We start from the raw sequence: 11,317 nt of genomic DNA on the forward strand, positions 1-11,317 counted from the left end.
CGCGTTGAGGTCGGCTCCCGAGCCGCCGCTCTGGCCGGCACCGGAGTCGCCCGCGCCGCCGGCCGAGCCTCCGAGACCGAACGGAAGCACCGACCCGGCACGGGCGAGTCGGTTCACGACGGCCGCGCCGATACCGAGGACGCCGACGCCGCCGATGAGGCGCGTGAGCGCGCCCTTCAGACCCTTCGTCTCGTCTTCGCGCCCGGCGACGACGACGAGCGCCCGGTCAGCGGGCGTGTAGACGTTCATCTCGCGGCCCTTCTCGGAGTACCTCGTGTCCGCGACTTCGATGAGGCCCGCTTCCGAGAGGTTGCCGAGGTGGTACTGGACGTTCTGGAGGGACGTGTCGATTTCGGCGGCGAGGTCGGAGGGCGTCGCCGGCGACTCGTGGAGCGACGCGAGGACCGTCCGGGCGGTCGACGAGGAGATTGCGCCGAGGAGGTCGTCTGCCTCGTCGCTGTCGAGGCCGATGACCTTGGGGTCTCGGTCGTCCCGGTCGTCGTCCGGGTCGCCCGGGCTGGAGGGGATGAGGTCGGCCATCGAATCGGCGTTACTCACCGCTTCCCATGAGTGTTCGTATTCTTTCACGACCCGTCGCCGAAATTGCTATACCTCGTGCCCGCCGAACCCACCCACATGACCGACCCTTTGGTCGTAGACGGTCTCGTCGACTTTCTCGCGGGGAATCCCGTGTTCGTCGGGTTGCTCGCCGCGTTGTTGCTCTTCGTCTTCTTCGGCTATCTCCTCATCCGTCGGACGCTTCTCGGACTGAGCGAGGGGTACGACGAGGCGCGCCACCGCTGATGGACGGGACAACAGCCGACGCCGACGACAGCCTGGGGGTAGCCCCGTGGTAGCCACCGCGACGCTCGCCACGTTCGTCGTCGCCGCGCTCGCCAGCCTGTTCATGGCGTGGGCCATCGGCGCGGGGTCGTCTGGGTCGACGCCGTTCGCGCCCGCCGTCGGGGCCAACGCCATCTCGGTGATGCGCGCGGGCTTCATCGTCGGCCTGCTCGGCTTCGCCGGAGCGTTTCTGCAAGGTGCGAACGTCACCAACGCGGTCGGGACGGAACTCATCGGCGGCGTCACGCTGACTGCGGGGGCGGCGGTCGTCGCGCTCCTCACCGCGGCGGTGCTCGTCGCAATCGGCGTCTTCGCCGGCTACCCCATCGCGACCGCCTTCACCGTCACCGGCGCGGTCGTCGGCGTCGGCCTCGCCATGGGCGGCGACCCCGCGTGGTCGAAGTACCGACAAATCGTCTCGCTGTGGGTGCTCACGCCCTTCGTCGGCGGCGGGGCGTCGTACGCGACCGCCCGACTCCTCCGGGCCGACGGCGTCTCAGAACGGTGGACCGTCCCCGCGCTCGCCGGCCTCGTCGGCCTGCTCGTCGCCAACATGGAGTTCGCGGGCCTCGGCGGCGCGTCGGGGTCGGCCTCGGTCGCCCGGGCCGCCGCGGTCGAACTGACCGGCCTCGGCGGCCTCGGCGGCCTCGGCGAGACGGGCTGGTTCGTCGCCGCCTCGCTTCTCGTCGCGCTCGCCGCCGCCGCCGTGGTCGGCCGCTGGGTGACGACCGACAAGACTCGCGGCCAACGGCGCTTCCTGCTCGTTCTCGGCGGCCTCGTCGCCTTCTCCGCCGGCGGTAGTCAGGTCGGCCTCGCCATCGGGCCGCTCGTTCCCCTCCTCGACGTGGTCGCGGTCCCGCTTCCGGCGCTCCTCGTCGGCGGCGGACTGGGCCTCCTCGCGGGGTCGTGGACCGGCGCGCCGCGCATGATTAAGGCGCTCGCGCAGGACTACTCCTCGCTCGGGCCCCGGCGCTCCATCGCGGCGATGATTCCCTCGTTCGCCATCGCCCAGACCGCCGTCGCGCTCGGCGTCCCCGTCTCCTTTAACGAGATTATCGTCAGCGCCATCATCGGTTCGGGCTACGCCGCCGGCGGCTCGGGGGTCTCCGGGCGGAAGATGCTCTACACCGTTCTCGCGTGGATTGGCTCGCTCGCCCTCGCGCTCGGACTGGGCTACGGCGTCTTTACGCTCGCGTCGAGCGTACTCGGCGTGTGAACGTCCGTGCGCTCCGCGTCGCGCTTACCACCCTCGTGTCCGCGCTCTGGGCCGCCTTCGGCGTCTACCACGTCGCGATGGCGGTCGTGACCGGCATCTCGCTCCGCGGGTTCGCCTTCGGGACCGTCGGCCTCGGCGCGTTCGCGCTGGCGATTCGCTTCCGCGGACGGGCGCAACGGCTCGGTGACGGCACCGCCGACGCGACCGGACTGGTGTTTCTCGCGTTGGCGTCGCTGGTGCTCGTGGTGCTGTCGGTTGCGCTCTTCGGATAACTCGCGGTCGGAAAACGGGCTCGACCGGGTGTCGGCGGTGGCGACTCCGTCGCGTCGTCAGGTCAGGTCAGGTGTCGGGTTCGACTTCCGCTTCCTCGTCGCCGCCGTTTTCCTCGTCGTCGCCGTCGCCGTCGCCGTCGGCGGCTTCGATGCCCGCGTTGGTCCGGATGCGGGCTTTCATGATGCGCGTGTTGTCGACCTGCTCGATGCGGATGACGATGTCGTTGTAGCTGATTTCCTCGCCCTCCTCGACGAGGCGGCCGGCGCGGTTGAAGATGAAGCCGGCGAGCGTCTCGAACTCCTCGCCTTCGGGGAGTTCGATGTCGAGCATCTCGTTGACCTCGTCGATGTTGACCTCGCCACGGACGAGGTAGGTGTTCTCGTCGACCGACTCGAACGGCTCTTCCTCGTCGCCTTCGAGGATGTCGCCGACGATTTCCTCGACCATGTCTTCGAGGGTGATGAGCCCCTCGGTGGTCCCGAACTCGTCGATGACGACGACCATCTGCATCCGCGTGTCCTGCATCTCGGCCATCAGTTCGTCGACGTTCTTCGACTCGGGGACGTGGAGCGTCGGCGAGACGATGTCGGCGATGCCGACGCCGCGTTCGCCGTAGTACTTCTCGCGGACGAGGTTTCGGATGTTGACGATGCCGATGATGTTGTCGAGGTTCCCGTCGTAGACGGGGACGCGCTCGTGGTCGGCCTGCACGCACGTCTCGATGGCCTCGTCGATGGTCGCGTCCTTCGGGACGGCGGTCATGTCGAGGCGGGGCGTCATGACCTCCTTGGCGATAGTCGAGTTGAAGCGGAAGATGCGGTCGAGCATCTCGCGTTCTTCCTCCTCGATGACGCCCTCGCGCTCGCCCGTCTCGATGAGGTTCTGAATCTCGTCGCGGGTGACGTACGTCGTCTCGATGGCGGTCTGGCCGCCGGTGACGCGGTTGATGATTCGTGTCAGGTGGTCGAAGACGACGACGAGCGGGAGCAACAGCAGCTCGGCGTACTTCAGGGGCCGCGCGATGCGAAGCGACCACGACTCGGTGTTCTCGACGGCGTAGGACTTCGGCGCGCTCTCACCGAACAGGAGGACGAGCGTCGTGATGCCGAACGTCGAGATGAGGACCGACTCGCCCGCGCCGAAGTCGAGGACGGCGAGGAGACCGGTCGCCAGCGACGACATCGCGATGTTGACGATGTTGTTGCCGACGAGGATGGTCACCAGCAGGCGGTGCGGGTCGGATTTGAGGGATTTGACCCGCTCGGCACCGGGGATACCGTCTTCGACCATCGAGTCGACGCGGTGTTTCGCGAGCGAGAACATCGCGATCTCGGACGAGGAGAAGAACGCCGAGAGACCGACGAGAACGATAATCGCAGCCACGCCGAGGACTGTGATCGTCGTGTCGTCCAGCGGAATATTCGAGACCTGTGCGGCCGCGAGTGTCGAGGCTGGAGGTAACTGTATCGGCGGCAAACCCATGTAACTACACTGTCTTGCGCGGGACCGGAATTAAGAGTTGCCCTCGACACTGCCTCGGCCGGCGCGTCGTTCGCTCTCCCCGGTCCGGCGGTCGAACCGATGTTGCGGCGCGGATGCCCGCGAGCGAAGGGCTTAGGCGACGCTCTGCCCAACAGCCGCCCATGGCAGACGAGCAACCGGCGATTACGCTGTACCGACTGCAAGCGTGCCCGTTCTGCGAGCGGGTCGTCCGCACGCTCGACGAACAGGGTCTCGCCTACCAGTCGCGGTTCGTCGAGCCGATGCACTCCGACCGGAACGTCGTCAAGCGCGTCTCGGGCAAGCGCTCGGTCCCGGCCATCGTCGACGACAACACCGGCGTCACGATGTCCGAGTCGGCAAACATCGTCGACTACCTCGAACACACCTACGGGGAGGGAGCTTGATGCCGGAGTTCGACGTCGTCTCCCTGCCCGACCACGACGCCCCGTCCGTGGGCGACATCGCCCCGGACTTCACCCGCCCGCTCGTCAACGCGGAGTTCTGGGAGGACGCCGCCCTCTCGGACCTCACCGACGACGGGCCCGTCCTCCTCGTGTTTCACACGATGGCGGGCGCGTTCCCCGCGACGTACGTCTGGAACGAACTCCGCGACCGCGGCGTCCCCGACGAGGTACAGACGGTCGGCGTCTCCATCTCGTCGCCGTACGAGCACAAGTCGTTCCTCGCGGAGCGCGGCGTTGACGCCCGCCTGTTTTCGGACCCCGCGGCCGGCGTCGCCGCCGACTACGACCTCGAACACGACCTCGACGGCATGGCCGGCGTCACCGAACACCGCCCCGCCGTGTTCCTCCTCGACGAGGAGCGGACGGTCCAGTACCGCTGGGTCGCCGCGGAGTGGCCGGACTTCCCGGACTACGAGGGCATCGCCGACGCCCTCGACGACCTGTAAGCCGCTTCCCGACGCTCGCCCCGTCGACCGCATTCGCCCGCGAAATCGCCGTTTCGTCACGCTTTTTCGCCCGTTGCGCGTCGGTTCGTACATGAGCGACGACGTACAGCGTGCCGCCGCCGCCATCCGCCGCGGCGAGGCGGTCGTCTACCCGACCGAGACGGTCTACGGCATGGGCGCGGACGCGACGAACGCCGACGCGGTCGAACGCGTCTTCGACATCAAGGGTCGCGACCGAAACAACCCGCTTTCCGCCGGCTTCCCCGACGTGGACGCCGCGCTGGAGTTCGTCGAGGTCGACGACCGCGAGGAGGCCTTTATGCGCCGGTTCCTCCCCGGCCCGGTGACGGTCGTCGTGGAGCGACGCGACAGCCTGCCGGACGCGCTCGTCGCCGGGAAAGACCGCGTCGGCGTCCGCATCCCCGACCACGAACTCGCGGTCGACCTCTTTCGGGCGGCCGGGACGCCCGTCACCGCGACCAGCGCCAACCGCTCCGGAACCGGGAGCATCACGCATCCCTCGCAGCTCTCCGACGAGATTCGGGACGCGGTCGCCGCCGTCCTCGACGGCGGGACGACACCCGGAACCGAGAGCACCGTCGTCGACCCCGGTCGCGGGGTCGTCCACCGCCGCGGCGCGATGGCCGACGACATCGAGGCGTGGTTAGACGAGCACGACGACGACGCGTAGCGGGCGGCGTCGGCCGTCGGCCGCTCCACCGTCGGCGACGCGTCCCACCTCACCGACCGAGCAACGACGACAGCGACCACGTTTTCACGCCGCAGCGCTTCCGGTAGGCGCACGACTCGCATTTCGCGGAGTTCCGCAGCCGCGACGGGACGAAATCGAGGTCGCGGGCGACGCGGAGCGCCCGCCGATAGGCCGCCTTGTTCTGTGTCGTGAGCCCGACGGTTCGGACGACGCCGACCGCCGGGTACTCGACCAGCGCCCGCGGTATCGACGCCTCGCGCTCCCACGCGAGCGCCTTCGCCAGCGCCACGGCCCTGACGCGCTGGGGCTCCCAGACGCCGCGTTCCGGCGGTTCCCCCGGTGAGACGAGCGAGGGGACCGGCGGCTGGTCGTTGTCCCTTCCCTCGCCCTTGTCGTCCCCCTCGCCGGCCGGGCGGACGAGCTTGTGCGCGACGCCACGGCAGTCCTTGCCCGCGAGGAGTTCGTCGCGGGCGACGGGCTCGGTGAGCGCGCCCCAGTCGTCGCGCTCGCGGAGTCGGGCGAGGCGCTCGCGGTACGCCGCGGGCGACACCGAAATCGGCCGCGACGCGAGTTCGTCGTCGGGTGCGTCGAGCAGGGCGGGGTAGTCGAAGGCGAGCGCGCGAACCTCGCGGACCGCGGGCGGCGGCGTTCGGTCGTCGTCGCGGCGGGCGTAGTAGAGCTGTCGCGGGCAGTACGCGGCGCGGGCGAGGTCGGAGGCGGCGACGAGAGCGGACACGGAAGGGCTGGCTCCGGCATCCAATAAGAACGTTCGCGCGAGCTCGTCGCGGAGGCGGCGGGTTCCGAACTGGACTCGTGTCGTCTGATTCGCCGCCGTGCGTGAATTAATACGGTCGTGTCTCTTGGCTTACTGACATGGCATCGACCGCCGCCGGCTCGTGGCTCCGGATGACGCGGCCCGAACTCGCCGTGTTCGTCTCCGGGGTCACGAGCATGGGTCTGGAGATTCTCGCCGGGCGAATGGTCGCTCCCGAGTTCGGCAGCAGCATCTACACATGGGGGAGCATTATCGGTGTCTTCCTCGCGGCGCTGAGCCTCGGCTACCACCGGGGCGGACAGCAGGCCGAGCAGGCGTCGACCGGCGCGCTCGCCCGCGTCTTCATCGGCACGGCGGCGTACATCGCGGGCGTCATTCTCCTCGGCGACCTGTTCATCCAGTCGACCGCCGGCCTCCCCGTCCCGAGTCGGTTCGCGTCGCTCCCCGCCATCACGGTCCTGTTCGGGCCGCCGACCTACTTCCTCGGCTTCATCAGCCCCTACGCGGCCGAACTCTCCGGGCGAACCGACGTGGGGTCGGCCTCGGGCCACGTCTACGCCGTCGGCACCGTCGGCAGCATCATCGGTGCGTTCGCCACCACGTACTTCCTCATCCCGTCCCTGAGCGTCACCAACATCGGGCTCGTCTTCGGCCTCGTCTCGGTCGTAACGGCGCTCGCGCTCGCCCGACCCGATATCGGTCGAGAGGAAGCGGTCTGGAGCGTCGGCATCGCCGCCGTCCTCGTCCTCGCGTCCGTGACCGGGGGCGTCGGTCTTGACTCCCGCGGCAGCACCGTCTACCACACCCAGACCGCCTACCAAGAGCTTCGCGTCGCCGACGCGGGCGGGACGCGGACGCTCTACCTCGACGGCCAGCCCCACAGCGCGATGGACCTCGACGACCCGACGCGGCACGTCTTCGACTACACGTCGTACTTTCACGTCCCCTTCCTGCTGTCCGACGATATCGACCGCGTGCTGTTCGTCGGCGGCGGCGGGTTCACCGGCCCGCGCGTGTTCTTGGAAAAGTACCCGAACGTGACCGTCGACGTGGTCGAACTCGACCCCGAAGTCGTCGACGTTGCCGAGGAGTACTTCCGCGTCGAGGAGTCACCGCGACTCAACGTCCACACGATGGACGGTCGGCAGTATCTCCGGGAGACGAACCGGACGTACGACCTCATCGTCCTCGACGCCTACCAGAAAGACAAGGTCCCGTTCCAGCTGACGACACAGGAGTTCATGCAGCTCACGTCGGACCGCCTCGACGATGACGGCGTCCTGTTCGCCAACGTCATCTCCGCGCCCAGCGGCCCGGCCTCGCAGTTCTACCGCGCGGAGTACAAGACGATACAGTCGGTCTATCCACAGGTGTACAGCTTCCCCACCGCCGGGCGCGTCGTCGTCCAGAACATCGAGGTCGTGGCGACGAAAGACGAAACGCTCGTGACCGCCGAGGAGCTACAACGTCGGAACCGGAACCGAAATATCGGCATCGACCTCGCGGCCGAACTCACCTCTTACCGGAACGACGAACCCACCGACGACGTGCCGCTTCTCACCGACGACCGCGCCCCGGTCGATAGCCTCTTGGACCCGATGGTCGGCCAACGCTACGTCATCCAGCGGACGAACGAGACCGAACAGCGCGCGGCCGACAGGAACGCCACTACCCGGAGGGTGGCGTAGGCGATGGTCCACGACAGAATCCACGCCAGAGAGCCGACGCACGACCGCGACCGCTGGACCGAGGGCGTCGTCGAGTCGGCCGTCGAACGCGACGGCCATTGGGTGGTCCGCGCGCGCCCGGCCGGCAGCGACCGACCGGCTGACGAGACGGTCGAACGTGCGGGGGACGGCTCGGTCGAACTGGTCGTCACCCTCGCGGTCCGCGACGTGTTTCTCCGCCGACTCGATGTCGACGCCGGCGAGTCGCCCGTCGACTGTCGATTCTGGTATCGAACCAAGCGGCGGTACCTCTGCGGCCGCACATTCGACCTGACGGCCAGAAAAACGGGTCTGACGGGGTGTGATGCCGGTTAGTTCGTCGCTTCGAGGGCTTTTTGATACATGCGCGACCCGGCGACGGCGGCCGTTCCGAGCACCATGAGCAGAGCACCGACGCCGAGGCGCTGACCCGCGGCGACCGCGGACGCGACCACGCCGGTCACGACCGCGAGGCCGGCGAGGAACATGACCCCGCCGAGGACATCGAGCGGCTGGATTGACATCTCAGTCGAGACGTTTCCCGCTCGTTGCAAAAGTCTTCCCGCCGCCGTCTCGTGGTTCTCGTTTGGTCATTGAAACACAGCAGTCGCCCATCCTGTGAGCCCCACTATTAGGCTTCACTCTCACAAGGGTTCTGCTGAAACCGTCGACTTCGAGACAGCCGGCACTGAGCCGCCAGCGGCTTCAACCCCACAAGGGNCTATTAGGCTTCACTCTCACAAGGGTTCTGCTGAAACCGTCGACTTCGAGACAGCCGGCACTGAGCCGCCAGCGGCTTCAACCCCACAAGGGTGCGTCTGAAACCCCTCCGAGAAGCGCGCCGCGGGTGAGGCCGGTCACGCTTCAACCCCACAAGGGTGCGTCTGAAACTGCCGGGAGTGCGATGATCGTCTCGGTGTCATTCCCGCTTCAACCCCACAAGGGTGCGTCTGAAACCAGTCGACCCGACAACGCCGTCGTCGTGCTTTGGGTTGCTTCAACCCCACAAGGGTGCGTCTGAAACTCGACAACGCGCCGGCGAACGAGCTCATCTTCATCACGCTTCAACCCCACAAGGGTGCGTCTGAAACTTGTTTAAAAACGCCGAGTAGGGGGTGTTCTTTTTCAGCTTCAACCCCACAAGGGTGCGTCTGAAACCCACAGTCACGTATTGCCAATATGGTGAACCACGGATGCTTCAACCCCACAAGGGTGCGTCTGAAACCACTCTGCTAAAAACGGTGGGTGGGTTCTGGGACAATGCTTCAACCCCACAAGGGTGCGTCTGAAACCAGGACCGGGAGAGTACATGGATGATATCGCCCCCATGCTTCAACCCCACAAGGGTGCGTCTGAAACGTTTAGCCCAACCCTGTGAGAGATTGACGTTCTCAGCGGCTTCAACCCCACAAGGGTGCGTCTGAAACGCGACTGGATGGTGTCATACGGCGACTTGCCAGACGCTTCAACCCCACAAGGGTGCGTCTGAAACCCCTCAACAGAGACTGCATTGCCGTTGTGCGAGATGGCTTCAACCCCACAAGGGTGCGTCTGAAACACGCGCTCGCCTTCCTCGACGGGCTCCGAGACGAAGCTTCAACCCCACAAGGGTGCGTCTGAAACGACGTTGCCGCGCTCCCGTCCCATTCGGGGTCGTCGCTTCAACCCCACAAGGGTGCGTCTGAAACCGGAGGTCAAACACATCGGCCACGATGTCCGGGTCGCTTCAACCCCACAAGGGTGCGTCTGAAACAGGCCGATTTGGTCGTCTTCACCGTAGTCTCGCAAACCGCTTCAACCCCACAAGGGTGCGTCTGAAACGTCGCGAGCGAGGCGCAACTCCTCGAATCAGGATGCCGCTTCAACCCCACAAGGGTGCGTCTGAAACCGNCCACAAGGGTGCGTCTGAAACGTCGCGAGCGAGGCGCAACTCCTCGAATCAGGATGCCGCTTCAACCCCACAAGGGTGCGTCTGAAACCGGCCTTTACAACTCGGGTGCATTCTAAATGAGTAAAGCTTCAACCCCACAAGGGTGCGTCTGAAACCGACGTTCCCTTTCGACTTCTTCGAGGCCATGTACGACGCTTCAACCCCACAAGGGTGCNGCTTCAACCCCACAAGGGTGCGTCTGAAACCGACGTTCCCTTTCGACTTCTTCGAGGCCATGTACGACGCTTCAACCCCACAAGGGTGCGTCTGAAACGCGCTCTCGTGTTGGCCGGCGCGTCCGGCCCGGTTCGGCTTCAACCCCACAAGGGTGCGTCTGAAACATGTCCCGATTGACGACCTTGTCGAGTCCGCAGAGGCTTCAACCCCACAAGGGTGCGTCTGAAACGCTCCCCGCGTTCGACGCGGATTCGAGGCGCTCTTCGCTTCAACCCCACAAGGGTGCGTCTGAAACAATCCGGCGATATCGACCCGGTTAGTACGGACGCTTCAACCCCACAAGGGTGCGTCTGAAACTCTCTGGAGGCCTCGGCCTCCTCTCCCTCGAGGTGCTGCTTCAACCCCACAAGGGTGCGTCTGAAACCCCTGGCGTGCGCCAACACGTCGGGGTCTTCTGGCCCGCTTCAACCCCACAAGGGTGCGTCTGAAACAACACTCTCGACCGCCCTCGCGGTCTTAACCAACGCGCTTCAACCCCACAAGGGTGCGTCTGAAACAGGACGGCGAGACTGCGATGCGGGTGCTCCGAAATGCTTCAACCCCACAAGGGTGCGTCTGAAACACTTGTTCGATGGTCGCGTCGTGTTTGACCTCGCTTCAACCCCACAAGGGTGCGTCTGAAACCGGCAGACGCGGCCTCCGTCACCCGCAGGCGGAGGCTTCAACCCCACAAGGGTGCGTCTGAAACGGGTTGACGATATCGGACAGACTTTGCAGAACTGCCGCTTCAACCCCACAAGGGTGCGTCTGAAACCTCCGCGGTCAGCGCATGGAAGCCGACACCAGCATGCTTCAACCCCACAAGGGTGCGTCTGAAACTGGTGGCCGCGGTCGCGACCAGCAGGAACGCGAAGACGCTTCAACCCCACAAGGGTGCGTCTGAAACCGTTCTCGACGGACGCGATCTTCACCGAGGCCGACCAGCTTCAACCCCACAAGGGTGCGTCTGAAACCGTTGCCGCCGTTGCCGTCGGTGGGGGTGTCTGTGCTCGCTTCAACCCCACAAGGGTGCGTCTGAAACGGTGCGGGGCGAGGATGCGGGCTACCCTTCAACCGATGGCTTCAACCCCACAAGGGTGCGTCTGAAACCCGGCACGACGAACACCCAACGCGACCGCATCGGGCTTCAACCCCACAAGGGTGCGTCTGAAACGCGACATCCCGTGAGGAGGGCGAAAAGCAGGACGGCTTCAACCCCACAAGGGTGCGTCT

At 66.3% G+C, this 11,317-nt stretch carries 11 protein-coding genes, 1 pseudogene and 1 CRISPR repeat array; of the genes and pseudogenes, 8 read left to right on the top strand and 4 right to left on the bottom strand.

The window, feature by feature from the left end:
* Positions 1-540 (bottom strand): helix-turn-helix domain-containing protein (locus C458_RS14695; protein WP_008576884.1); only part of this gene is annotated, 540 nt, incomplete at its 3' end.
* A 96-nt stretch (positions 541-636) separates the two neighbouring features.
* Here C458_RS14695 and C458_RS18540 point away from each other — a divergent pair.
* Genes C458_RS18540 through C458_RS14710 form a run of 3 tightly spaced genes read left to right on the top strand, consistent with a single transcriptional unit; the run spans position 637 to position 2,331 of the window.
* Positions 637-804, top strand: coding sequence for a hypothetical protein (locus C458_RS18540; RefSeq protein ID WP_008576886.1), 168 nt, complete (start codon positions 637-639; stop codon positions 802-804).
* Positions 805-850: 46 nt separating this feature from the next.
* Entirely contained in the window at positions 851-2,059 is a 1,209-nt protein-coding gene (locus C458_RS14705; RefSeq protein WP_008576890.1) for an inorganic phosphate transporter, read from the top strand.
* Complete coding sequence (locus tag C458_RS14710; protein WP_008576891.1) at positions 2,056-2,331, top strand: hypothetical protein; 276 nt, start codon at positions 2,056-2,058, stop codon at positions 2,329-2,331. The genes C458_RS14705 and C458_RS14710 overlap by 4 nt, the downstream gene beginning before the upstream one ends.
* A gap of 67 nt (positions 2,332-2,398) precedes the next feature.
* Here the strand turns inward: C458_RS14710 and C458_RS14715 are convergent, their stop codons facing one another.
* Positions 2,399-3,715, bottom strand: coding sequence for a hemolysin family protein (locus C458_RS14715; protein WP_008576892.1), 1,317 nt, complete (start codon positions 3,713-3,715; stop codon positions 2,399-2,401).
* 260 nt (positions 3,716-3,975) lie between these two features.
* Between C458_RS14715 and C458_RS14720 the strand changes: the two genes are divergently transcribed.
* The 3 genes from C458_RS14720 (at position 3,976) to C458_RS14730 (ending at position 5,436) form a co-directional block, all read left to right on the top strand.
* Positions 3,976-4,239: a glutathione S-transferase N-terminal domain-containing protein gene (locus C458_RS14720; RefSeq protein WP_004045367.1), complete on the top strand. Its 264-nt coding sequence runs from the start codon at positions 3,976-3,978 to the stop codon at positions 4,237-4,239.
* Positions 4,239-4,745 (top strand): redoxin domain-containing protein, encoded by a 507-nt coding sequence (locus C458_RS14725; RefSeq protein WP_008576893.1) that lies wholly within the window; start codon positions 4,239-4,241, stop codon positions 4,743-4,745. The genes C458_RS14720 and C458_RS14725 overlap by 1 nt, the downstream gene beginning before the upstream one ends.
* 91 nt (positions 4,746-4,836) lie before the next feature.
* The gene (locus C458_RS14730; RefSeq protein ID WP_008579724.1) at positions 4,837-5,436 is read left to right on the top strand and encodes an L-threonylcarbamoyladenylate synthase; all 600 of its coding nucleotides are present in this window, start codon (positions 4,837-4,839) and stop codon (positions 5,434-5,436) included.
* A 49-nt stretch (positions 5,437-5,485) separates the two neighbouring features.
* Here the strand turns inward: C458_RS14730 and C458_RS14735 are convergent, their stop codons facing one another.
* On the bottom strand, positions 5,486-6,193 hold the full coding sequence (locus tag C458_RS14735; protein WP_008576895.1) for a hypothetical protein: 708 nt from the start codon (positions 6,191-6,193) through the stop codon (positions 5,486-5,488).
* 137 nt (positions 6,194-6,330) lie between these two features.
* Between C458_RS14735 and C458_RS14740 the strand changes: the two genes are divergently transcribed.
* Together C458_RS14740 and C458_RS14745 are read left to right on the top strand one after the other, a co-directional pair.
* Positions 6,331-7,920, top strand: coding sequence for a spermidine synthase (locus C458_RS14740; RefSeq protein WP_008576897.1), 1,590 nt, complete (start codon positions 6,331-6,333; stop codon positions 7,918-7,920).
* A 3-nt stretch (positions 7,921-7,923) separates the two neighbouring features.
* Positions 7,924-8,205: pseudogene (locus C458_RS14745) on the top strand (hypothetical protein); the annotation flags it as partial.
* Between the two features lie 65 nt (positions 8,206-8,270).
* Here C458_RS14745 and C458_RS14750 read toward each other — a convergent pair.
* Complete coding sequence (locus C458_RS14750) at positions 8,271-8,462, bottom strand: hypothetical protein (RefSeq protein ID WP_008576901.1); 192 nt, start codon at positions 8,460-8,462, stop codon at positions 8,271-8,273.
* A gap of 111 nt (positions 8,463-8,573) precedes the next feature.
* Positions 8,574-11,258: a CRISPR direct-repeat array (repeat unit 30 nt; unit sequence GCTTCAACCCCACAAGGGTGCGTCTGAAAC).
* The last annotated feature ends 59 nt before the right edge of the window (positions 11,259-11,317 follow it).

Source organism: Haloferax sp. ATCC BAA-644, from assembly GCF_000336975.1.
GTDB lineage: Archaea > Halobacteriota > Halobacteria > Halobacteriales > Haloferacaceae > Haloferax > Haloferax volcanii.

What these genes read in the sequence shown, in the direction of transcription:
- C458_RS18540 (WP_008576886.1), top strand. Translation starts at nt 637, where the DNA reads ATGACCGACCCTTTGGTCGTAGACGGTCTCGTCGACTTTCTCGCGGGG.
- C458_RS14720 (WP_004045367.1), top strand. Translation starts at nt 3,976, where the DNA reads ATGGCAGACGAGCAACCGGCGATTACGCTGTACCGACTGCAAGCGTGC.
- C458_RS14725 (WP_008576893.1), top strand. Translation starts at nt 4,239, where the DNA reads ATGCCGGAGTTCGACGTCGTCTCCCTGCCCGACCACGACGCCCCGTCC.
- C458_RS14730 (WP_008579724.1), top strand. Translation starts at nt 4,837, where the DNA reads ATGAGCGACGACGTACAGCGTGCCGCCGCCGCCATCCGCCGCGGCGAG.
- C458_RS14740 (WP_008576897.1), top strand. Translation starts at nt 6,331, where the DNA reads ATGGCATCGACCGCCGCCGGCTCGTGGCTCCGGATGACGCGGCCCGAA.
- C458_RS14750 (WP_008576901.1), bottom strand. Translation starts at nt 8,462, where the DNA reads ATGTCAATCCAGCCGCTCGATGTCCTCGGCGGGGTCATGTTCCTCGCC.